Origin of the sequence: Shewanella sp. UCD-KL21 (genome assembly GCF_001957135.1) — a bacterium.
Classification (GTDB): Bacteria; Pseudomonadota; Gammaproteobacteria; order Enterobacterales; family Shewanellaceae; genus Shewanella.
Genome location: NZ_MPHK01000005.1, coordinates 225,084 through 248,847, shown reverse-complemented (window position 1 = coordinate 248,847; position 23,764 = coordinate 225,084). Strand labels below are relative to the sequence as shown.

The 23,764-nt window shown below is 43.1% G+C and carries 23 protein-coding genes; 11 read left to right on the top strand and 12 right to left on the bottom strand.

Annotated features, from left to right (window positions below):
- The 3 genes from BM739_RS06925 to metB form a co-directional block, all read right to left on the bottom strand.
- The coding region (locus BM739_RS06925) for a transposase (protein WP_139326833.1) at window positions 1–405 on the bottom strand (405 nt) is incomplete at its 3' end.
- 145 nt (window positions 406–550) lie between these two features.
- On the bottom strand, window positions 551–2,944 hold the full coding sequence (locus tag BM739_RS06920) for a bifunctional aspartate kinase/homoserine dehydrogenase II (RefSeq protein WP_076538906.1): 2,394 nt from the start codon (window positions 2,942–2,944) through the stop codon (window positions 551–553).
- A 62-nt stretch (window positions 2,945–3,006) separates the two neighbouring features.
- A complete protein-coding gene (gene metB, locus BM739_RS06915; protein ID WP_076538903.1) occupies window positions 3,007–4,167 on the bottom strand; it encodes a cystathionine gamma-synthase in 1,161 nt (386 codons plus the stop codon).
- A 207-nt stretch (window positions 4,168–4,374) separates the two neighbouring features.
- Here metB and metJ point away from each other — a divergent pair, with 207 nt between their 5' ends.
- From metJ to BM739_RS20645, 3 genes are all read left to right on the top strand, one after another.
- Window positions 4,375–4,689, top strand: coding sequence for a met regulon transcriptional regulator MetJ (metJ, locus tag BM739_RS06910; protein ID WP_076538901.1), 315 nt, complete (start codon window positions 4,375–4,377; stop codon window positions 4,687–4,689).
- 149 nt (window positions 4,690–4,838) lie between these two features.
- Window positions 4,839–5,579: a sulfite exporter TauE/SafE family protein gene (locus BM739_RS06905; protein ID WP_076538898.1), complete on the top strand. Its 741-nt coding sequence runs from the start codon at window positions 4,839–4,841 to the stop codon at window positions 5,577–5,579.
- Complete coding sequence (locus tag BM739_RS20645; protein WP_303046087.1) at window positions 5,579–5,707, top strand: hypothetical protein; 129 nt, start codon at window positions 5,579–5,581, stop codon at window positions 5,705–5,707. The genes BM739_RS06905 and BM739_RS20645 overlap by 1 nt, the downstream gene beginning before the upstream one ends.
- Before the next feature lie 22 nt (window positions 5,708–5,729).
- Here BM739_RS20645 and BM739_RS06900 read toward each other — a convergent pair whose 3' ends face one another.
- Both BM739_RS06900 and BM739_RS06895 read right to left on the bottom strand, forming a co-directional pair.
- Window positions 5,730–6,920 (bottom strand): conjugal transfer protein TraF, encoded by a 1,191-nt coding sequence (locus BM739_RS06900; RefSeq protein ID WP_139326836.1) that lies wholly within the window; start codon window positions 6,918–6,920, stop codon window positions 5,730–5,732.
- Window positions 6,921–7,043: 123 nt separating this feature from the next.
- Window positions 7,044–7,949, bottom strand: a complete 906-nt coding sequence (locus BM739_RS06895; protein ID WP_076538893.1) for a LysR family transcriptional regulator — start codon at window positions 7,947–7,949, stop codon at window positions 7,044–7,046.
- A 137-nt stretch (window positions 7,950–8,086) separates the two neighbouring features.
- Here BM739_RS06895 and BM739_RS06890 point away from each other — a divergent pair, with 137 nt between their 5' ends.
- The gene (locus tag BM739_RS06890; RefSeq protein WP_076538891.1) at window positions 8,087–8,806 is read left to right on the top strand and encodes an SDR family oxidoreductase; all 720 of its coding nucleotides are present in this window, start codon (window positions 8,087–8,089) and stop codon (window positions 8,804–8,806) included.
- 83 nt (window positions 8,807–8,889) lie between these two features.
- On the opposite strand, the gene BM739_RS06885 is transcribed toward BM739_RS06890, so the two are convergent.
- The 5 genes from BM739_RS06885 to BM739_RS06865 all read right to left on the bottom strand — a co-directional run bounded on the left by BM739_RS06885 (window position 8,890) and on the right by BM739_RS06865 (window position 15,262).
- The gene (locus tag BM739_RS06885) at window positions 8,890–9,879 is read right to left on the bottom strand and encodes a lipid A deacylase LpxR family protein (RefSeq protein ID WP_254843485.1); all 990 of its coding nucleotides are present in this window, start codon (window positions 9,877–9,879) and stop codon (window positions 8,890–8,892) included.
- Window positions 9,880–10,263: 384 nt separating this feature from the next.
- Entirely contained in the window at window positions 10,264–11,787 is a 1,524-nt protein-coding gene (locus tag BM739_RS06880) for an EAL domain-containing protein (protein WP_076538885.1), read from the bottom strand.
- A 260-nt stretch (window positions 11,788–12,047) separates the two neighbouring features.
- The gene (locus BM739_RS06875) at window positions 12,048–13,013 is read right to left on the bottom strand and encodes a pseudouridine synthase (protein ID WP_076538942.1); all 966 of its coding nucleotides are present in this window, start codon (window positions 13,011–13,013) and stop codon (window positions 12,048–12,050) included.
- Window positions 13,014–13,187: 174 nt separating this feature from the next.
- The gene (locus tag BM739_RS06870; protein WP_076538883.1) at window positions 13,188–13,790 is read right to left on the bottom strand and encodes an LON peptidase substrate-binding domain-containing protein; all 603 of its coding nucleotides are present in this window, start codon (window positions 13,788–13,790) and stop codon (window positions 13,188–13,190) included.
- Window positions 13,791–14,206: 416 nt separating this feature from the next.
- Complete coding sequence (locus tag BM739_RS06865; protein ID WP_076538880.1) at window positions 14,207–15,262, bottom strand: alpha/beta hydrolase; 1,056 nt, start codon at window positions 15,260–15,262, stop codon at window positions 14,207–14,209.
- A gap of 158 nt (window positions 15,263–15,420) precedes the next feature.
- Between BM739_RS06865 and BM739_RS06860 the strand changes: the two genes are divergently transcribed.
- The 3 genes from BM739_RS06860 to BM739_RS06850 all read left to right on the top strand — a co-directional run bounded on the left by BM739_RS06860 (window position 15,421) and on the right by BM739_RS06850 (window position 19,703).
- Window positions 15,421–15,882 carry a YhcH/YjgK/YiaL family protein gene (locus BM739_RS06860; protein WP_076538877.1) on the top strand — a complete coding sequence of 154 codons (462 nt, stop codon included), beginning with the start codon at window positions 15,421–15,423 and terminating at the stop codon, window positions 15,880–15,882.
- Between the two features lie 358 nt (window positions 15,883–16,240).
- Window positions 16,241–18,604, top strand: coding sequence for an aminotransferase class V-fold PLP-dependent enzyme (locus BM739_RS06855; RefSeq protein WP_076538874.1), 2,364 nt, complete (start codon window positions 16,241–16,243; stop codon window positions 18,602–18,604).
- 178 nt (window positions 18,605–18,782) lie between these two features.
- Window positions 18,783–19,703 (top strand): manganese-dependent inorganic pyrophosphatase, encoded by a 921-nt coding sequence (locus BM739_RS06850; protein WP_076538871.1) that lies wholly within the window; start codon window positions 18,783–18,785, stop codon window positions 19,701–19,703.
- 353 nt (window positions 19,704–20,056) lie between these two features.
- Here BM739_RS06850 and BM739_RS06845 read toward each other — a convergent pair whose 3' ends face one another.
- A complete protein-coding gene (locus BM739_RS06845) occupies window positions 20,057–20,374 on the bottom strand; it encodes a GRAM domain-containing protein (protein WP_076538869.1) in 318 nt (105 codons plus the stop codon).
- Window positions 20,375–20,582: 208 nt separating this feature from the next.
- Between BM739_RS06845 and BM739_RS06840 the strand changes: the two genes are divergently transcribed.
- The 4 genes from BM739_RS06840 (at window position 20,583) to BM739_RS06830 (ending at window position 22,643) form a co-directional block, all read left to right on the top strand.
- Window positions 20,583–20,903, top strand: coding sequence for a DUF4156 domain-containing protein (locus BM739_RS06840; protein ID WP_175609496.1), 321 nt, complete (start codon window positions 20,583–20,585; stop codon window positions 20,901–20,903).
- 62 nt (window positions 20,904–20,965) lie between these two features.
- Window positions 20,966–21,979, top strand: a complete 1,014-nt coding sequence (locus BM739_RS06835) for an aldo/keto reductase (RefSeq protein ID WP_076538866.1) — start codon at window positions 20,966–20,968, stop codon at window positions 21,977–21,979.
- A gap of 23 nt (window positions 21,980–22,002) precedes the next feature.
- Complete coding sequence (locus tag BM739_RS20475) at window positions 22,003–22,284, top strand: hypothetical protein (RefSeq protein WP_254843484.1); 282 nt, start codon at window positions 22,003–22,005, stop codon at window positions 22,282–22,284.
- Window positions 22,281–22,643, top strand: coding sequence for a protein tyrosine phosphatase family protein (locus BM739_RS06830; RefSeq protein ID WP_139326832.1), 363 nt, complete (start codon window positions 22,281–22,283; stop codon window positions 22,641–22,643). Before BM739_RS20475 ends, BM739_RS06830 begins: the two co-directional genes overlap by 4 nt.
- A gap of 25 nt (window positions 22,644–22,668) precedes the next feature.
- Here the strand turns inward: BM739_RS06830 and BM739_RS06825 are convergent, their stop codons facing one another.
- Entirely contained in the window at window positions 22,669–23,703 is a 1,035-nt protein-coding gene (locus BM739_RS06825) for a hypothetical protein (protein WP_076538863.1), read from the bottom strand.
- Between the last annotated feature and the right edge of the window lie 61 nt (window positions 23,704–23,764).

Here is a 23,764-nt window from a genome sequence, read left to right as displayed (position 1 = left end):
CGCGGTCCGCTCTTTGATATAACTTGAGCGAACTCGCTGAATAACACTAATGACTTGTGCTGATTCTGTTTTAACACCAACAAAGCGCATCGATGGTCTTGTGCATGCTTCTGCTATCGCATCGGCATCGATGTAATCATTTTTATTGGTTTTAACATAAGGCTTAACGTACTGCGGGGGAATAAGTTTAACCTCATGACCGAGGGCTTGGCATTTTCTTGCCAACCAGTGGGAACCACCACATGATTCCATTGCTATCATGGTTTGAGGTGTTTGCGCTAAAAATTGAATAAGTTTTGAACGGCTTAAGTGTTGACGAAATTGTTCACGACCAGTGTGATCATGCCCAACAAGGTGAAAAGAAGATTTGCCTAAATCGATTCCAATGACTTTAATAGTAGACATGATGGTTCGCCTCTTTGATTGCCAAACTCTAATTTTAGCTTAGGGGTGAGGCGGACCATCTAATTAAGGCCTATTCCCTTAAGAAATAGGCCTTTAAAGTTAATCTTTTAACCAAGTTAATCGTCGTTTAACTCACGCTTAAAGATTACTCCTGCAGTAAATCCTTACAGATTTGTACTAAGTCAGACTGCACCGCTGCTGCGGTCACTTCTCGGCCTGCACCTGGGCCACGAATAATTAACGGATTGCCCTGATAAAACGTGCTGCGGATGACAAACACATTATCCCCTGGGGTTAAACTGGCATAGGGATGGTTCGAGTCGACCCATTGAATGCCCACTTCAGCATGCATTTTGCCATCAACTTTATCTAAAGATGCCACATACCTTAAGACTTTATTTCGCTCTAAGGCTGCATTGAATTGCTGCAACATAAACTCATCTAACTCACCAATGCGGGCTAAAAAGTCATCTAACGACAAGTCGGCTAATTCAGCAGGCACTAATGAATTTAATTCAATGGCATCAAGCTCAATCTCAAAGCCAATTTCACGGGCCAGAATAAGTAACTTTCGCTGCATATCTCGGCCAGATAAATCATCTCGAGGATCTGGCTCAGTAATACCTAACCCGCGGGCTTCAACCACGAGATCAGAAAAAGACTTTTGCCCATCGTAATGCTCAAATAGCCAACATAAAGTGCCTGAAAAAATACCGCCAACGGCTTCGATGTTGTCGCCACTATTGCGTAAATCGTTTAGGGCATGCTGTACTGGTAAGCCAGCGCCGCAACTGGCATTGTAACGCCAAAATAAACGCCGATTACTTAGCTGCTGCTTTAGCTCACGGTAAAAAGGTAATGGCCCAGAACCTGCAAGTTTATTGGCGCTTACCATATGAATACCACGGGCAAAAAACTCTGGATATTGTAAGGTTAAGCTGGCGCTAGCGCTGATATCTAAGGCCACTAGCTCATCGCAGTCGAGCTGTTCAAGCTGCTCAAATAAGCTAGGGTAGTCCCAAATTGTTGCTGTGGTATCAAAGTCATCTTGCCAGTTATTGACATCGATGCCTTGCTGGCAAATAAGCGCTTCTTTTGAACTCACTAAGCCCACAAGTTGCACATTGGCTTCTAGTTCACGGTTAAGCATGGTCGATGATCGCTGAAATAAATCAATCCAAGCTTCACCAATATTACCAACCCCAAGCAATAACACTCCAATACGCAAGCGCGGGCCTGCGCAGCGTCGGTGTACTTTTTGAGTGAGTAAATTAACCTGAGACTTAGGCACTAAGGTCACTAAACTCAAACCATCTTGATAAAGCGGTTTGGCATCGCGACTTAATAATCGGGCAAAACTGCGGCGGTAGTGCTCTGCATCGGCGCTAACCAAAGCCACCAAACCTAAATCGGTATGGGCATGGATATCGCTATTGACCAGCGCTTGGCTATGCAGCTCTAATAACGCTTGCACCTGCTTTTGGTTTTCAGCAGTGAATGCCAGTTCAACTTTATGATGAGCTGAGCACCAATATGCTAGCGGCGCAATACCGGCTTGTTCTAACAACTCCAGCGTAGTTTGAATCGGCGCTTGCTGCTTTAAGCGAAACACCACCACTTCATTTAAACTGGTAACCACTGGGGCACTGGCTGACGAACTTTGTGGCGCAATAAGGGTAAAGTCAGTATGTGATGCGTAACTTGAGCGCACCGCGAGACTCACATTCGTATCAAATAACGGCTGTAAAGTACGGCTGTGCAATACTGGCGAGCCGAGTTTAGCTAAGCGATCGGCTTCAGCCAGCGACATGCTTTCAAGTAATTTGGCATCATTAATTTTATTGGGATCAGCGTTAAACACCCCTTCAACATCGGTCCAAATAGTCACTCGTTCAATGTCCGCTAAACTGGCAATTAAGGTGGCACTGTAATCTGAGCCATTGCGGCCAAGTAATAAGGTATCCCCTTGCCTGTTTGCGCAGATAAAGCCGGTGATCACTAAGCGTGTATTTGGATTAGCATCAAGCAGCTTTTGGACTTTTTCGCGGGACTCATCAAGACGAATATTCGGCACTGGGCCTTCATCAGCCACCAGCAGTGAGCAGGCATCAATATTCGCGGCCGCAACGCCTGACTCTCTTAACAGGGCCGCCATTAAACGTGCAGACCAGCGCTCACCAAAACTTAGTACATGATTGAGCTGAAATTCATTGCGCTCTTCAAGGGACAATAAACTGACTAATTGTGATTTGTCGGTTGATAGGCGCTCACGTAAATCGCGCGCTTGCTCGTTGCAGAGAAGTTGCTCAATTAGGTTTTGCTGATAGCTCACCAGTACTTGTAGCTCTTCTTGCCACAGGTCACCGTTTTCTCTTAAGGAGAGTAATTTATATAAAAAGTTAGTACTTTTACCCGCAGCTGAAACAACGACTAAATCATCACTGTTGCCGTGAGTCAGTAAAATATGGGCAACGCGGCGATAGCAATCTGCATCAGCAAGACTTGAACCACCAAATTTATGTAAATGACTGCGGGCCATTTTTCACTCCTTAAACAACATATACCAGCCTGACTACATCAATATAGCCAAGGGAGATTAACTTAAAGCGCAGCGACAGCAGCTAAACCGACTTCAATATCGGCAACCAAGTCTTCAGCATCTTCAATACCGACAGATAGTCGCAGTAAAGTATCTTTAATGCCAGCGTCATAACGTGCTGCAGGCGCCATTGCTCTATGGGTCATGGTTGCAGGTACGGCAACTAAGCTTTCCACTCCGCCTAAGCTTTCAGCAACACTGAAAATAGACAGCGCATTTAAAAAGGCAACCACTTCTGCTTCACCGCCTTTAAGCTCGAAACTTAACATAGCGCCGAAGCCTTGTTGTTGCTTAGCTGCAATATCGTGACCTGGGTGGTCTTTTAAGCCTGGATAATACACTTTTTCGACAAGGTTGCTGGCCTGAAGTACCTCAATAACGTGTTGAGCATTTTTTTGATGCTCGCGAATACGTACAGCTAAAGTACGAATGCCACGTAAGGTTAGGTAACTATCAAAAGCCGAGCCTGTTAGCCCTAAAGTGTTTGACCACCAGTGCAGTAATTCGCCCAGTTCTGGATCTTTAGCCACCACAGCGCCACCTACAACGTCACTATGTCCATTGATATATTTAGTGGTGGAGTGCATGACGATATCAGCGCCCAGATCTAAAGGTTGCTGCAAAATTGGCGATAAAAAGGTGTTATCGACCACCACTAAGGCATCGACTTTATGGCTTTGCTCAGCAATCGCTTTAATATCAACGACACGTAATAATGGGTTTGATGGGGTTTCTAACCACACCATTTTAGGTTTCTGGGCAATCGCATCACTGAGTGCTTGCTCATCTGTTTGATCAATTACCAGTAATTTAAATTGGCCTTTATTGGCAAGATTTGTGAACAAACGATAACTGCCGCCATAACAATCGTGAGGCACAATCAATAAATCATCGGGGCCTAATAAACTAGTGACCAAGGTAATCGCAGCCATACCGGTACAAGTAACCACCCCAGTAGCGCCATGTTCAAGTTTGGCAATGGCTTCACCTAACACGCAGCGCGTCGGGTTTCCTGAGCGACTATAATCAAACTCTCTAGGGTTTTTATGGCCATCAAAAGAATAATTTGTTGATAGGTAAATCGGCGGGACTACAGCGCCATATTGGGTATCTGACTCGATACCTTGGCGTACTGCTAGTGTAGCTGCGCGATGTTTGCTCATTGTAAACTCCTAAAGAATACACACTAAAGAGATGTCTAGATGGCTAAATGTACCTAAGCTAAGTCACATCGTCAATACAAATCAGCCGTTTAGACGTCTAAACATAAAGAAATCTATTTCCATTCGTTATAGAATAACCGCAATAATTTGACTGTTATTAATTAGCGGTTAAAATCTGCCACGAATCTATCGTATAAAGGTGAGTTAATGACTGAATGGAATGGCGACTATATCAGCCCATATGCCGAACATGGCAAAAAAAATGAACAAGTTAAAAAAATCACGGTATCCATACCTTTAAAAGTTTTAAAAGTATTGACTGATGAACGTACCCGCCGCCAGGTTAATAACTTACGTCATGCAACCAATAGTGAGCTACTGTGTGAAGCATTTTTACATGCCTACACAGGTCAACCACTGCCTAATGACGGTGACTTATCAAAAGAAGGGCCTGATAGCATCCCATCTGAAGCAAAAGCTTTGATGGATGCCATGGGAATTGAGTGGGAAGATCTTGATTAAGTAACCCTAGGACTTGCGCTGAAGTAGGTGCTTTGAAGTATCTTCGCTAAAGTGTAAGTCGGCTCACTTAATGAAACCGCACTCGTCATTTAATGCACCTAGCTCTCAAGTCGAGAGTCAGTTGCAGTATTGCGCCTAAAGGGTCGTCAATGGCATTTATCGATCCGCAGACCTTGATGCTTGCATCGGTTATTATATTTCTAGGCGCATTAACTCAAGGCCTTATCGGTTTTGGGCTTGCGGTTGTTGCGAGTCCACTTCTTTACATCATCGATCCTCAGTTAGTCCCAGCCCCTGTGATTATGATGGGCTTTTCCATCGCCTTATTGACCTTATTGCGTGAACGGACTCAATTGGAGTTTAATGGGCTGCAATATGCGCTGCTGGGGCGAATACCCGGTGGCTTTATGGGTGCAGGTTTATTACTGTTTGCCCCCCAAGCTGTGCTGGGGTTAGCCATTGCCTTTATTGTCGGCGCCGCAGTGCTGCTGAGTATTTATAAGATCACTGCGCCAGTTAATCGGCTTTCGCTATTTATTGCAGGCATCTTGTCGGGGATATTTGGAAATATTGCCGCCATTGGTGGGCCGCCATTAGCGATTTTATTAGCCGGTAAAGATGCGCCGCAGTTTAGAGCCGCACTCTCGATCTTTTTTGTCTTCAGCTCAATGATCGCGCTAATTATTTTAATGCTTGCCGGCTTAGTGGAAACAAAACATCTGTGGTTGTCATTGATGTTATTGCCATCGGTGATATTAGGTAATATTGCCGCAGGAAAGCTAACCAATAAAGTTGATAAAAATAAGACCCGCATCGCCACTATGGCGCTGTGTAGCTTGAGTGCATTATTGCTAACTGTTAAATCGTTAATCGAATTATCAGCAGGCTAGTGGATTATCTTTTTGTAGCTGATGATATAGTTGCTGATGATATAGATGCTGATATAGATGCTGATATAGATGCTGATATAGATGCTGATATAGATGCTGATATAGATGCTGATATAGAGCTAAAGTGATGACAGCTAAAAATGACAACGCTTAAAAGTGATAAGAAGTTTGCAGCACAGCGCCAATGGCATCATCACCATAACTGCCGCTCATATCCAGCTTAAAGGCTTGGCCGATGGCAAAGCCGGTGCCGAAAGAGTAAATATCGACGCTATTATCCTTTAAGTCATGGCGATAGCCCATGCGTAAATATAGCCAGTCAGTGGCTTTAACTTCACCGCCCACTCGCCAATACTGCACCGCATCAAACTGGCTAAAACGGCTTTGTTCCACCAGATCAATATCCGTGGTTAAGGTGACTCTGGACCAATCATAGGCAGCTCCAGCAGTCACTAACGGCTCAATTTGATATTTAAACTGTTGACCTTGAGCCTCAACAGTCGCCACTTTCTTACTGAATAAATTACGGGCTGATAGCCCAAGGGTTAAGCTTTCTGTTGGCTCAATGGCCACCCCAATATCAAGATTAAATAAGCTGTCATCATTTCGATATTTGTCATCATCAAAATCATCTACATCAAAATTATTGGCACTGGCAGAGTAATGATAGGTATCAATGCGCTGAAACTTAGGTGAAATCCCAACTTGCACAGGCATGTAAACTATTGACAGTGGAAAGCTTAACGCCACCCCAAAATCCGTCACTCCGGCGGCTAATACGCGGCCTTGGGAGTCTAAGTCACTGAGCTCTGCTGGCGGATTGTTAGGGTCTAGACTCGACAGCATATCAATATCCCCTTGAGCAATATCAGCAACGCCCATAGCGTCAAGGTGACTTTTGTAAAATAGCGCCATCGGCACGGTTTGGGTTGGCAATACCAATGCTGCGCCAATAGCGGCAGATACCGAGGCGTTAGTGCCATTGAGGGCATGTAAATCAATAACTAAATCATCACGAAAACCGGCAATATTATCAGTATCATTGCCCTTGATAGCGGTGTCTAAGTTATCAAAACTGTCTTGCAGTGAGTCAAACTTATCAACCATATTGTCGCTATCATCCACTTCAGCAGCCACAACCGGTAACAGTAAGGAGAACTCATTGGTTTTGGGGGCGTAAATAGCCAGTAAAGCAGGATTAATAAAGCTTGCGCCGATACGACTTGATGAGGCTACACCTGTGCCGCCCATGCTATCACTGCGAACTTCAAAATAAAGCTGACCCGCTTGCGCATTTATCGCAAACAGCAGTAAAAACAATAGCAGCGCTAAGGATCTCATCATTCACCATTTTCATTTTTAATTATCTATTAAAGATAGTCGAAAAAATTGAAAATAGGCTTCAAGCCCGTTGGACTTTTACGGCATAGATGAATTTAACCAGCCGTTTATTTAAATGTTATTTTATGAATCAGGTAGATAGCGCTTAAAATTTTCCATGGTGAATTGAATAAATTTTTTCAGCCTTTCTGGTTGGAATTTATCTTTATGGTAAAGCATATAAAAGGGCGTGTCGGGAATATGCCAATCATTAAACACATTCACTAATTGACCCGCTGCAATTTCATTAGAGCAATATAAATAAGGCAATCGCACAATGCCATTTCCCGCTAAGGCGCTGGCTTTCATGGCGCGGCCATTTTTACACTTAAAACCGCCTTTAATGGCGACTTCTACAGCTTGGGCTCCTTGCCTATGGCCAAAGCGCCAATGGCTGATAGAACCAGTAATACAAAGGTGATTATTAAGCTCGCTTGGATGCTGCGGTTGACCATACTTCGCTAAGTATTCGGGGGCGACTAAAGTGCGGTTTTCAATATCCATCAGTTTTCTGGCCACCAAGCTTGAATCAGCCAGCTCGCCCATACGAAATACAATATCAAAATGGCCCTCGATTAAATCAACCCGCTGACTACTAAAATCAAGATCGATGGTAATTTCAGGGTACTGCTTAATAAAGTCATTTACCAAGGCCACTAAAATATCTTCACCAATCACCCCGCCAACGCAATTAATGTGGATATTGCCCTGCAATGTTTCAGCGCTGTCTAATGTCATTGCCACCACTTGATCGATTTGTGCTAACGCTTGCTGGCATTGCAACAGCAATTGCTGGCCTTGCTCTGTCAGTCTTTGGGTTCGGGTGGTACGAATAATTAAGCTGACCCCAAGAAACTTTTCTAAATTTAATAACTGCTTTGATAAGTGCGACCGTGAACAGCCTAATACTTGCGCCGCTTGGGTAAAGTTGCCTTGCTCGGCAATCACCACAAAGGCTCTGATATCAATCAAATTTATCTCTAGGTTCATGGTATTTTCTGCTCAGGTTGATTCTATACTAAAGACCAATAGGCGCTATATGTAAACAATGATGTTCTTTGTGAATTATATATCAACAATAAACCATTACCTATAATGCTCATAACTTAACGAACGAGGTAAACATCATGAAATCACTTGTTGTCATTACTGGCGCATCATCAGGTATCGGTGCCGCTATGGCGAACGCCTTTAGCGCTAAAGGTCATCCACTGCTTTTACTTGCGCGTCGCGTTGAGCCAATGCAAGCACTTAACTTACCAAATAGCCTATCTATTAGTGTTGATGTAACTGATGCCGCAGCGATGAAAGCTGCAATTGCGACTGCTGAAGCAAAGTTTGGCTCAGTTGGCTGCTTAGTCAATAACGCAGGGGTGATGCTACTTGGTCAAGCTGATGTGCAAGATCCAGCCCAGTGGAGCCTGATGCTCAACATCAATGTTATGGGCGTGCTTAATGGCATTCATGCAGTGCTTGCTGATATGAAAGCCCGTAAAACAGGGACGATTATCAACGTCAGCTCTATTGCAGGGCGTAAAACCTTCCCTAACCATGCAGCTTATTGTGCCAGTAAGTTTGCTGTGCATGCGCTCACTGAAAATATCCGCGAAGAAGTGGCCATGGATGATGTGCGTATGGTGACCATTGCCCCTGGCGCTGTTGAAACAGCCCTGCTTAGCCACACTACCGATGAAGACATTAAAGCTGGCTATCAAGAATGGAAAGAGTTCATGGGCGGCGTTATCGAGCCAACAGCGGTTGCAGATGCGGCAGTATTTGCCTTTGAAATGCCGCAAAATGTTTGTGTACGAGAAATCGTGTTAGCGCCAACTCGTCAGCAACCATAGATTGAAAATCTGTACCCCAGTGTTATAGAACACCGTCATAGCGTATCAGGCTTACCTAGCCTTGATACGCTTTCATATCTAAGCTAAAGCACTTTGCTGTAGCTTATCACCCCATAACCGTGCCAATCATCCACATCAGATTGATATTCTTTGCTGTAAAAATCAAAACTCCAGCGCACGGACCATGTAGGAAACGCCCATATCACCCCTAAACTTGCTTGGGCTTGCTCATGGTTAATTTCAAGTGCTGACTCATAGGGTAAATCACCATCAAGGGTTAAATCATTGAACCGATATCCCGCCTGCATTCTTAAATACGCCATCCAGCTACCATGGGGATTGGCGGAATAACTAAAATTGCCCCAATGCCCTGCCTGACTGGAAACTTGGCCAAAGGTTTGCGCTAAGTCATCGCCCCAGCGCAAAGTTAAACCCGCACTGGTTTGCGAGCGAAAATTCCCTGCCATAGTATGGTTAAACACACTTAAGTCCCACTGACTATTTTCAAATGCTTGCTGGCGTGTGAGTAAAGCATCAACCTCATAAGCCAGTTGCAAAGTCAGTTGGTTTTCGATTTGATAATCCCAGCCTTTGGGCGGGGTCGACGAGGTTATTTTATGCACCAGAGTTTGCATTGCTTCCGCCCCAGAAGCAGGACCGATAACGCCAATAGTCAGCCAGTTTTTTTGTGCCAATGTTGGGCTAAATATCCCGGTATAGCTTTCGAGTTCGACTAAACCGGCATAGGGTCTTTCTTGGGGCTGAGGGAAGTCATAGGCAATTTCAGTCGGTGTCCACATACGGCTGTAAAGCTTAGCGCCGCGATGGCTTTGCTCAGTTTGTTGCGTAAACAATAACTTTGACTGCCATTGAAATGCTGTTGAGGCAGAGCTAAAGTCGCGCTCAGGGGCTGCAAGCCAGCCAACTAATAGCCCATTGGAATAATCACCATCAACACCGACGATGACATCGTTATCGAAGCTGAAATAGATTTGATCTGCTGTCACGCTAATCGGGGTTAAACTCGCTGATAACAGCACTAAAGCTGTTGCATGTCGGTTTTTTCTGCTCAAGATAACCCCCTATCAAATACGTCAGCTCATTAAGTCAGCTCAACCACATAAAGTTAGCTAACTAAGTCAGAGTAACGACGTAACGTCATCGCTAAAACATCAGCATTACAGCTATTAAAATAACTAAGCGATTTCAGTTTACCTCTTTAGCCGCCCCACTCAATGATTACTCATTAATCGACCTTGAGTTAAGCGCTTCACACACCAACCTAATACAAAGCATTTTCATTTAAGCGCTATTGCTACTTTTTTCGCTGCATATCGCACAATAAAGCATCACTTATTGCGAGGTGTAACCCTGTATTTTAGGCAATAAAAAGCCGCGACTTACTCGCGGCGGCCCATCATAAAACGCGCTATTGTCAGCTAATCTAAATTGAGCGATTAATTGCTGTAATTCGTAAAAAAGTCATAAAAAGATAACGGTTTAGAAAATACATACCCTTGAATTAAATCAACACCTTGGGATTGAAGATAGGCTAATTGCTGCTGGGTTTCGACCCCTTCTGCAATAACGGTTAAGCCCGACTTATTAGCAAACGAGATGATGGCATCAAGGGTTTTTTCATTAAAATTATCCTTAACGCCAATTGTATCGATAAAGGCTTTATCAATTTTTAAGGTACTAATGCCGAGGTTTTTCACATAATTAAAGCCGCCATAGCCCATGCCAGCATCATCCAATTTTAGATCAACGCCTATGGCATAAAACTTATCCAGCATCTTACGAGCTTTGACTAAATCAACAATGGGTTGGCGCTCAGTTATCTCTAAAGAGATGCGGTGCTGCCCCAGCTTGCCAGACTCTTTTAACGCCTTAATATAGCGATAAAGTTTATCGTCATCTAAATGCTCAGGAACAATATTAATACAGAAAAATAACGGCTTAAGTTGATGAGCTGCGGTCTCAATATCCGCGACCATGATATCCAGCATTGAGTATGTCATATCAACAATGAAACCCGCAGACTCTGCAAAAGGAATAAACTGGTTTGGTGGGATAAGGTCGCCATTGCCTTGCTGCCAACGCATTAACACTTCAGCGCCCATAATTTGACGAGTCCGAGCGCTGATCACCGGTTGATAAAAAGGAATAAATTCATCATTTTTGATGGCTCTTTTAATTTGCGAGCCCATGGACAAATGAGTATATTTCCAGAGCCAATATGCGATAGCCACCAGCATAGAAAATAGCAAACTCAGCACGCCACTGTGCCACCAATTCAATGTTTGATACTGGCCGAAAAACGCTTCATTACCTGACAAAGTGAACTTAGCGATATAATGTTGTGTTTGCTGGCTAACTTGCTCAACCACCACATGATTGCCTTCAAATTCGTTGAAACCAAACTCCATCATAGGCACTGCGGCTAGCGTGTCTTCAATACCATCAATGGTAATGCTGTATTCTAAACAGTCATCACAATGCACTGGCACGAAGTAACGGGGATTCATCGGAATGATACTGGCGACATACTGAAACTTCCCAGCATGATGAACTAAAAATAATTCATGAACTTCAGAGTCAACTTGTTTGATCACCGCCATATGTAAATTCTCACCAATACGGTGCTTGACTAGTTTTTCTACTTTTCTTGGGATCAGCTGTGAGCGACACTCAACCTTTAAGCCATTCATGACCGCAGCCCAGCGAATAAAGCTTGAATTAAACACCGCCATCGATAACTGCTGCTGATTAGTGTCGCTGCATTGATAGTCTTCAGTAATAACAGGCAGCGATCGCAACTGCGCCGCTGAATCATCAATATACATAATGAGCTTTTCAGACAGCAGTTGGGTGTCTCTTTGGATCAACTCATGCGCAATGAGGTCATCTAAGGCTTTAAAGCCGAAGATAAAGACCACAAAACAAATGATGAACACTGCAGCGCACTTCAGTCTTTCCATGTTTCCTAAATGTCCATGTTGTTGGAGTTAACTATGCCATAGCCACTACACGCTACGATAAGCAACCATCAGCCACTGCAAACCACTGCAAACCACTGCAAACCACTGCAAACCACTGCAAACCACTGCAAACCACTGCAAACACTAATATCTTTGGTATCGATAGTCGGTCGTCACAGCTCATCAAATTCATATATTCAGCACAGTAAACAGTTATTGCTACGAGAGACTCATGCTGATATAGCATTTAATCAAGCAGGTTAAAGATCAAATTCAGCCTCATAGCCTTCGCAGCTCAACTGGCGCTCAATATGGCTAATCGGGTCAATAAACTGCAGTGATTTAGCAATTAACCGTAACGGTTTTGAAAAATCATCGGCACTCTTTGGCGCTAAAGTAGGATAATTGGTATCGTTTTCTAACGGCATCCCCAACGACATCATGTGTACCCTAAGCTGATGCATTTTCCCAGTGATCGGGCTCAGCTCAAATAAACCTTTATCGCCTTTTATGGCAATAAGGCTAATTTCAGAATGGGTATTGGGCTCACCTTCAGTCACTTTCATTAAAAAGCTTGGGGTTGAGCGCACCATCCTATTTTTAACCGTCCAGTGTATTGGCAAGCTTAATTCACCCGCTTGGGATTGTACCAATAATGCCGGTGTTAACTTAGCTATCGCTTGATACTGCTTTGTAATTTTGCCATCACTAAAGAGTGCATGATACGCATGCCTAGACTCAGGGTTAACCGTCATTAGCATGATGCCTGCTGTAGGCCTATCAAGGCGGTGGGCAGGAGTTATCGTGTCAATGCCGGTGGCAATCCTTAGCCTATGGATTAAGCATTCGTTAACAAAGTTTCCGCTGGGGGTTACTGGCAAAAAGTGTGGTTTAAACACCAACATACAATGCTCATCTTGATGCAAAATTTTCTGCAAAAATGGGATCTTGGTTTCCGCTACCACTTCTCGGTAGTAATACACCCTTGTTGCTGGTCTATAGGCAGTATCGACAGTGATCAAGCTGCCATCTGCCCAATGCACTTTGCCGTCCTCAATCCGCTTTAACCACACCTGCGATGGAATTTGCGCAAAATGCGACACTAAAAATTCCACCACGGTTTTTGGCGCTGTTGAGCTTGCAGCTGCATTTTTCGAAGGATGAGTCAGTTGCGGTAACACCACATAAGAAGGTTGCGCAGCTCTAGCTGAGGTATCAGAAGACATAGTTACAATGATTAGTGACTTACATATGCCGTCAGTATAACGGACATAGGTAATATAAATGAACCTAAGCTTTTCTGTTAACCAGCCGCTTGAAGTAAAATCCAGCACAGTTAACCTAAATTTGACCAGTTAAAATCACAGCGAAGGACTCATCATTGCTGTAAAAGCTGCAACTTAGGCATCAACATGAGACTTTAATAGCTGCAGCACAAAAGCCATAGTCTTGTGGCAATTAGGTTGCTCAACAAGCTGTAATTTATCCTTGTTATACATAGGTAACACTTCTAACCACCGCTGGCTTACCCAAGTAGCATCTTCTAAATGCACCTGATTATATAATTCCAATAAATCTGGGTTTACTTCATAAAATTGCTCTAAAGCGGCACTGATAATTTCAAACTTTTCGCCTATGGGTTCATCTTGCCAATTTTGACAGGCTAATGTGCGCGCAATCCAACTTCCGTCCCTTAGTTGCGCGGCTGATAGAATTTTCACTCTTTGGCGGCCTTCAATCACAACACTTAATGAGTCATCATCGAGTTGATGAAAGTCGATAATTTCACACTCTGTCGCAGTGCTGTAGCATGGCGGACTGCTATTACTTTTACCGCTACTTTTGCTGCTACTTTTGCTCGCAGCTAAAGCTAAGCGGTAATCCCCTTTCAGGACACTCGCAACCATTAACAGTTGATTTGGCGATACCACTCTGATCTCTTGGCGGCCGCCAGGAAGAATAACCGCCTCTTGAATAACCAAGGCCATTTCTAATGTTTTCATCGCAACCTCCAGACTACAGAAATGCTGATAAATTTTCGTCAACGGCTAACACCATAGCGTTCAACATAACTATCTTTTCAATAAGCCTTGTCAAGAACCCTTATCAATAGCTCATATCAATAACTCTTATCAATAACTCTTATCAATAACCAATGGCTATTTCAGCCTATATAATCAAGCAGTTGTCACAGTTATGAATTAATTAAGTTTAGTGCTAGATCGTTTATTTGCTAGTCGTTGTTAACTTATCATTCTTTTTAATGATAGCTGTAATGAACCAATAACGCCGACTTAAAGCGCTTGATTATTAGACAGGGTATTTTACGAAATAGTTTCAAAAAGCGATCAGATAGCGCTTAAGGTAGCCCTTAAAATAGCCCTTAACATCGGCGCTTAAAAACAATCAATAAAGCAGCTTAAAGCCGCTCTAAATGACTCATCACCGACTGGTTTTCAATGATGTCAGCAAACTCAATCGCCAGTTGCTCACTGCGCTTAACCGACTCGCGCCAATAAGCGATACGACTGTCGCTATCAAGCTTTTTAAAGTCTTCACGATCAGGAATTTTCTGATAAGGCAATGAAGCAATAAACTCTGGGGTCGGCGCCAGGATCAGCGCATTATGATAATGCTTTCCAGCACGGCGCCATTTTAGCGACTTATCAAACCAGCCAGGGCTCATGTAAGGATAAAAGTGCGGATATAAACTTAAGCCTTCTGCGGCAGGTAAAGGCATATCAAAGTGATAATCAGTAATGCCGCCATCGTAATAATGACCGTCACTGACACCATTGATTTGGGTCACTGGCGCAAGCAATAATGGAATTGAGCCAGTGGCTAACAACACTTGATTAATATTACTGCGAGTTAATTGAGCATGCTCGGTGGGTAAATCGGCTAACTGTGAAAAAGGCGATTTAATTTGTTGATGACTAAATACCAGCCTTTCAAAGTGCCAAGCTAAACTGCGACGGCTTACAGCATTAGACACTGCAGTAGCAGCCAGCCCCATTGCTAATTTCCCTTTGGAACGCCCAGCATTTAAATGCTTAGCCTTACACACCACAAAATGACTCTGAATAATACGGTTATTGACTATATCCATGGCGCCATTAGCACCTAATATGCCAGCAATAATTCGCTCTACCTGCTCAGTCACCTCTTGGCGAGAAGGCACAGTTTCGTAGCGCTGATCAATATAATAGTCTTCAAAGCGATGATAGGCCTCTAACGGATTATTTTGCGCTAAACAGCTTAAACGCCAGGCACCAGATGATGCGCCCATGGTATAAAGAGGTGTTTGTCTGTGATTAAAAAACTCACTGAACAAATATTTATCGAGCCCTGCGACACCAATCCATTTGGGGCCACCAGATGCAGCAAACAATTGAGTAAACATCGACTGCTGTAAGCCGTTTTGTTCAATTTGTTCAAATGCCGTTTTACCTGCTAATAATCGTAATGCTGCCACTTGATATCCTATTCATGTCAACCGCACTATCATCATAACCAACTGATCGCCGCTTTGTCTAAGCTGATTATTTTCGCTGCCCTGTATAAATTTATCTCTCATGGTGCAGCATGCTAAATTAAGCGATAATAACTTATCTTAACTTTTAGAGACTTATCATGATTGTCGATACCCTAGCAAATCATCAGCTTTATCATAATCTCAGCCCAAGATTAGCCACCGCACTTGCTCACCTCGCAGCCACTGATTTTAGCCAATATGAATTAGGCAATTATCCCATTGAAGGCAAAGATATATTTGCTATCGTCAATGATTACCAAACTAAGCCGAAACACACTGAGTCTTTTGAAAGCCACCAGCGTTATATTGATGTGCAATTTGTGGTTAGCGGTGAAGAAGAATTTGGCTATTTGCCACTTGCAGATCAAGCGCCGTTAGCGCCTTATCACAATGAGCATGATTACAGTAAGTACGATTATGAAGCCAATAAAGCTGATGCGGCTTTTATTCCTTTAAAAGCAGGTATGTTTGCGATTTTCTTCCCTGAAGACATGCATATGCCCGGCACCAGCGATACACCCAAGAGTGTCAGAAAAGTGGTTATCAAAGTCAAAGTCTGATTCCAGTTCGACACCTAAGTCAGGTTCTAGGTCTTAGCTGTATCCTCGCCCGCTTATCGCGGATTAAAAAGGAATAAGCGTTAATCGCCTTATTCCTTTTTTATTATTCTAATAATCAATAACAAAATACTTTAAATCTGACTTCACCCTAGCTGATAGCTTTGAGTTTCTGACATAAATTGCCACTAAACCGCTTTACAAACCTTCTTTAATTACAAACGCTAATTTATCTCTACATTTTCTAATATAAGTAAAAATGTGATCTTGATCGTTATTATCAAGCTGTTAATATAACCACAAGAAATTAGTTATAACCAAAAGCTATATAACAACTAATCAACATGCGAGCCTTACCCCTATGAACAGCGCCACTGAACTAAGCCAAATTTACCTCGATGCCAATGCCACAACTCCTGTGTTACCCCAAGCTGCAACGGCAGCATTAACCACTATGGAAACCCTATTTGGTAATCCAAGTAGTAGCCATATCAGCGGCCTTAAAGCCAAAAACCTGATGGAGCAGACTCGAGTAAAAGCTAAACAAGTGATTGGCGCTGACACAGGTACGGTTATTTTTACCAGCGGCGCCACAGAAGGGATTCAAACCGCAATAATTTCAGCCTTAGTCGCGGCTAAAACTGCCGCTAAAACAAGCCTCAAGCAAGATCAAACATACAGCTTGTTATATGGCGCCACTGAGCATAAAGCGGTGCCAGAATCCTTAAAGCATTGGAATGCAATTCTTGAGATCAATGCTGAAATTAAAGCGATCCCCGTGGATCATATGGGTAAGCTTGATCAAGACTTTATCGCTAAAGAAGCGCCCAATGCCTTAATGATTTGCACCATGGCGGTTAATAATGAAACCGGGGTTTACCAAGACTTAACTCAGCTTGATAGCATCATTCGCCAAGCTAACCCTGATATCTATTGGTTAGTGGATTGCGTTCAAGCACTGGGTAAAACGGCATTAAACTTAGCCAACACCAGTATCGACTACGCGCCTTTTAGCGGCCATAAACTATATGCCCCTAAAGGCATTGGCTTTGTTTATATCCGCGAAGGCGCGCCATTTACGCCGATTATTGCTGGCGGCGGCCAAGAAAGCGGCCTGCGCTCAGGTACTGAAAACTTACCGGGCATGGCAGCCATAAATGTCATTTTTGATATGCTGTTAAATAACTCGCAATCGATGGCTAAAAACCAGTTTGCCGATGTCGATACTTTAAGGGCTTATCAACAACAGTTAGTCGATACCCTTAAAAGCGCTTTTCCTGCTGTCGTGTTTAACCACAGTTTTAGCAATAGCGTGCCAACAACCATCAACTTTGCTATTGAAGGCTTTAGCAGCAAAGAGATTATGGATTTATTTGATGCCGCCAATATTCGCGTCAGTTCAGGCTCTGCTTGTTCATCAAAAGTGACTCGCAGCTTTGTATTAGATGCCATGGGATTACCTAAATGGCAAAGTGAATCAGCCATCAGAATGTCTTTTGGCCCCGCCATGACTCAAACGCAGGTGGATGAAGCCTGCATCAGAATTCAATCTGCCGCCAATGCATTAACCCATAGCTGTATGATTTTAGACAGTGGTGAAATTAGCCAAAAACAACCATTAAATGGTTTGGTTCAATTACGCTCAGGCCCGAACTGTAGTTGGATTTATGCTGATCAACACAGCAAGCAAGCGGTGATCATCGATCCGCTGCCAGAACTCAATGAGCGCTTAGATACCCTCTTGCAGTGTCAACAACTTGAATTAGTGGCAGTGATCGACACCCATGGTCATGCGGATCATGTCTCTAGTCGCCAATACCTTGCCGACAAACATTTGCCGGATCAATTAAGCGATCATTTAGGCTGGCCGCAAAACTGCAGCAACGTCACCCAAGCGGGCGAGTTGTTTGACTACATCACCATTGGCAACCAAGCACTGCTGAAAGTTGCCACCCCAGGCCATACCGCCGACAGTATTAGTTTGCTGTTATGTGATCCATTAGCTAACGCTTTCGATAATGAGTTACCAAATAAATCAGCTGATGACTCATCTGAAGCAATATCGATCACTAAATCACTTAACCAGCAGTGCCGTTTTGCCTTTACTGGTGACATGGTATTAATGGGCAGTCTCGGCAGAACTAACTTTGACACTAGCTGCGCTAAAGCCATGTTTACCAGCCTTAAGCGACTGCATCAGCTTATCGGTGACAACACCCTGATTTGTGCCAGCCATGACTATAACAATGAGTTTACGACTTCATTAGCAGCAGAAACTAGCCGTAACGCACTGCTGGCCAATACCTTAAATGGCCAATTAAGCCAAAGCCAATTTGAACAGCTAAAAGCCCAGCTTGATAGCCAGTTGTGTGATGAGTCAGGCAGTGAAATTCTTTGCGGCGCATTGCCAGCTAACCTAACCGCTAAAGTGAATATTACTGAATACAATGCAGAAAGTTTAACCAACGCTTTATCTGCACAACAAGTTAGCGTCATCGATATTCGTGAGCCCCATGAATACGCACTGCAACCCACCAGTAGCACCACTGAGAATGTACCATTAACCCGCTTAGTGCAGTTTATTCAGCAGCATCAACACCAAAAGCACAAGCCATGGGTTTTAGTGTGCCGCAGTGGTAGCCGCTCCATGGTGGCCGCCCAAGCCATGCAGCGCTTAGGGTTTGATAATATTGCCCACCTTAAAGGGGGTTATGCTTTAAGTTAACAGCCATTGTGAATGCATTGACCACAGAGTAAATAACCAGTCAATCGCTGACAACTTAAGATGAATATTGCTTGATTTGAATCGCCTCAGAACCTTCTCTGGGGCTTTTTTATTGGTAAAGATTGGTCAGGCGGTTATTTCTTGTTAAAATCGCTGAAAATTTATAGGAGCGTACCAAATGGCAATGTATGTTGTGGGTCATAAGATCCCTGATTCAGATTCAATCTGCGGTGCAATCGCACTTGCTTACTTAAAAAATCAAATTGAAGAGCCTGCTATTGCAGCCCGTCTTGGTGAGCTTTCACCTGAGACTGCCTATATCTTAGATAGATTTGGTTTTGAAGCACCAGAGTACAAAACAAGCTACGCTGGCGAAGAAGTGTATATCGTTGATCACTCTGAATTAACTCAAGCACCAGATGATATTGCCGAAGCAACCATCGTAGGTATTGTTGATCACCACAAATTAGGTGACTTAACCACTTCTACTCCGCTTGAGTGTTGGATCCGCCCAGTAGGTTGTAGTAACACAGTGATTAAAATGATGTACGATTTCTACCAAGTAGAAATTCCAGCTAACATTGCTGGCATCATGATGTGCGCTATTTTAAGTGACACTGTGATTTTCAAATCTCCAACCTGCACCACTGCTGATATCCGCTGCGTTGAAGCGCTGGCTGAAATTGCCGGTATTGAAGACTTCAAAGCTGTGGGCATGGAAATGTTCAAAGTTAAATCAGCTGTTGAAGGTACGCCTGCACGTGACTTAGTGATGCGTGACTTTAAAGACTTCAACATGAACGGTAACCTAGTGGGTATCGGTCAATTAGAAGTTATCGACTTATCAGTATTTGACGATATCAAGGCCGATTTAGAAGCTGATATCGCAGCGCTAAAAGCTGAAGGTAACCGTCACAGCGTATTATTATTGCTAACCGATATCATGAAAGAAGGCTCAGAAATGTTAGTGGTTTCAGATGACGCTGACTTAACTGAAAAAGCCTACGGTAAAGCAACTGTTGAAGGCCGCGTGTGGCTAGACGGTGTATTAAGCCGTAAAAAGCAAGTAGTACCATCGCTACAAGATGTATTTGCTTAAACGTTAATTTAAACGCTTAAGCCACAAAGCAAACCCGAAAAGCTGAATCATAGATTCAGCTTTTTTTATTTTTACCATCTGTGGTTTTCAACAGCTGGGGTTTTCAACATCAGTGATATAGACTTTTTATTAAATCCAATAGACTGGTTATTAAATCAATAGACTGCTTATTAAATCAATAGACTGCTTATTAAATCAATTGGCAGTTAAATAAAGAGCCAGTTCAAGCGCCTGTGAATTGAATATAGAATCTGTGAAATAAAAAGCCTATTAAATAAAATGGCTAGGATAAATGCCTAAGATAAATGCCTGTTAAATAATATAACTGAACATTGCCAGCACCTAGGCTATAGTCAGCGGCTCAAAGCCTCACGCCAATCATCAGAGTCTGCCACCATAAATTTATAGGATTGATGGTTTTTAAGCGCTACTTTTATGGCATCTGCGGTAAGGGGTAACACGCCACCACCGGTTCCCCAACATTTTTCAACACTCACAATATCTTCAAGGTCTATCTCATAAGGACCCATTTCAAAGATTTTATTAAAGGCTTCAAAACATAACCGTGTTTCGGTCAAATATAGTTGTCCATCACCGCTAAAGGCACCATTTTGCGCAGTAGCAAAAGTTGACTTAATCACGGTTTCATTAGCTAAATTGATGCTACCCATGTGTATATCCCTATGTTTACTCTTTCATGAAACAGTGAACGCCAACATGCTGATTGCATAGCAAAGCTTAACCAAGTAAGTTGAATTTAACTCTACTATGCTACTGATTAAGTATAGACTTGCTATATGAAGATGGCGCAAATAACAGCAATTTTTTAAGGCCGATATGAATCCACTCAATCGCAGTGCCAAATTAATGAGGTTATTAATGATACTCATGCCAGTAGGACTCACGGCTTGTATTAATGCCCCTCATTATCAAAGCGAACATGTGCAAATTTTATGGCAAGGGCAACAGCTTGATGACTGCCAACTAAAAGGGCCTATAATTGGCTCCCAAGGGCATTGGTATGATTACTTATTTATTTCAAATAAGGATTTAACCCAAGGGGCGATTAACCAGCTAAGAAATGAAGCAATAACGCTAGGGGCAAATACGGTTTATTTGCTTAAGCCACAGTCGTTTACCACTTCAGTGACAATACTGGGCAATGCTTATGATTGTTCTAGTGCAGTCATGTTGAAATAAAGATTTAAAACACTCCTTAAATTCAAAACTAATTCACAAACAACTCATTTGTAGGATGATAAATGATTACCCTCGAGCCAAACCCGCAGTACATTGCCAGCGCCGAACGCTATCAAAAAATGGCTTATGCCCGTTGTGGTAACAGCGGTATTCGCTTGCCAAAGATTTCATTAGGCTTATGGCAAAACTTTGGTGCATCGGATCCGCAATCAAATGCCAGAAGCATTCTGCAAACGGCCTTTGATGCTGGTATTACTCACTTTGACTTAGCCAATAATTATGGTCCCCATTACGGCGCTGCGGAGTCCACTTTTGGTGATATTTTCAAACAAGACTTTAAGACATATCGAGACGAGTTAATCGTTTCGAGTAAAGCGGGTTACGACATGTGGCCGGGGCCTTATGGTATTGGTGGTTCAAGAAAGTATTTGATCGCTAGCTGCGATCAAAGCCTTAAACGAACTGGGCTAGATTACTTTGATATTTTCTATCATCACTGCATGGATCCTGACACTCCCATTGAAGAAACCATGCAAGCGCTAGATTATATTGTCCGCTCAGGCCGGGCGATGTATGTGGGTATTTCAAGTTATCAGCCAACAGAAACTCTGCAAGCTATCAGTATTTTAAAACAGCTAGGCACCCCATTATTAATCCACCAGCCACGCTACAATATGTTTGATCGCTGGATTGAAGATGGCTTAACCGAGGTATTAAAAGATCAAGGCGTTGGCTCGATTGTATTCTCGCCATTGGATCAAGGTGTGCTCACTGATAAATACCTCAATGGTATTCCCAAAGACTCGCGGGCAGCCCAAGCCCACCAAATCTATTTAGCTGATAACGATCTTACCCCTGAGAAAATCGCCAAAGTGCAGGCATTAAATACCATTGCCCAAACGCGGGATCAATCTTTAGCGCAAATGGCGATCGCATGGAACCTTAATAATAATGCGGTAACCAGTTGCTTGATTGGTGCAAGTCGCCCAGCACAAGTTCTCGATTCGGTGGCAGCACTAGATAATCTCAACTTTAGCGCTGCAGAGTTAGCCGCCATTGATGACATTGTTAAGTAATTACTCAAATCCAAGGATTACAGATGAAAGGATTACAGATGAAAAACCGCCTTCGCAGCCAGCTTAAGCAATATAAACGAGCGCTAACGGCTTTTAAAAATAGCATCACTGGAGCCACGTTAATGACAATAGTAACCAGCAGCTTATTAAGCGTTAGTTTGGTCAATCCTGCGGCGGCGCAAATTGACCCAAGTCAGCTTGATAACATCAAAGCACTCAAGCTCAATAACAGCCAAGTGATTACCGCAGGCTTGCCCACAGCAGAGCAATTTAAGACACTTAAACATTCAGGGGTGAGGTGGTGATCAATTTGATCCCCAAAGACAACTCAAACTATTTAGCAGCTGAAGATAAACTGGTCACAGATGCAGGTATGGTTTACCACAACATTGAAGTCGATTGGCAGCAACCCACCATGGAAGATGTAGCGCAGTTTATTAGCATCATGGAGCGCAATAACGATAAATCGATTTTAGTCCATTGTGCGTTAAATTATCGCGCCTCAGCTTTTTACTATTTATATCAACTAAGCCAAGGCGTTGATCACTCAGACAATGCCATGAGCCAAGCGTTATCACCTTGGGGGGATTTACAACAAAGCTTTGCTAAATATCCGCAATGGAAGCGCTTAATCGATGAGGTGCGCGGCAAATATCAGCAATAAATACTGATATTTTAGCTGTGAGTTTTCAGTAGCTAGCTTTCAGTAGTGAGTTATCAGAACTAGCCAGCAAAGCGGCGATATTTACTTCATATATTGGCGCTGGGCTGCCCTCTGAGGTGATATAAAAACGGCTGGCATCGTGATTAAAACTCACCGCTTCTGCTTGAAATAGTTTCGGAAAATCAATGATTGTTGGCGTATTTGATAATAGTGATAAAGCGCCTGTGGGCTGTTGCTGCTTATAGTAATAAGCGTGACCATAGGTTAACACTACTGCAGATAAGCCATCCTTTGAAAAGCTCATTGCCGTCGAGTTCCCGGCAAAAAGTGCTAAACGTATACTGCCCAAATAATCTGAAAATGATTCCGGTAATGCTGGCGGCGCACCTAAGGGGCTTGCCACTAAGGAGCTTGCCACTAGCGTATCTCTTTCCTGTGTAGGTACTGAAGGTAATACGGCTACTGGTTGCGCTAACTCTAACGGCAACGGTAATTGATATAGGGTTTGCGGGGTTTGTCGCTTACTCAGTAATACAATTTGCTGATTGATCACATCAACAGCAACCGACTCACAATCCTTGGGGCCATCTTGGTAATTAAATGCCAGTGACACTAATGGTGTGACATTAATTGATGCAGCTAACTCCAATTTACTGACATCTGGCTCTGCAATTATATGAATAAAATACTGACTTCGATTGGCATAATTATCACCGACATCGGCGATTAACAGATACGCGTTACCATTAATAACAAACGAACTCATATCTTCCCAATCGATATTTTTTACCCCTTCAATGTTCACCGTCGCCAGCAAATCACCAGATAAATTTACCGCATACACTGCGGCGCTATCACCGCCATCATTGTGCAGCCACAGCACATCGTCCTGAATTTTTGAGTAAGCTAAGCCACTGGCTTCATCAATTTTTTTATAGGTAATATTACCCACTTGGCGAATGTTAGCTTGCTCGGTTTTGACCGAACATGCCGTAATAGCAACGGCAAATACTAAATACAAACAGAGACGTAAAAATTGATTTTGAAATTTTGCGGGCATGTGTCAAACCTAATCCATTGGGCAAGATGCGAGAGCCAGATAATGACACAGTTGCAGCCAT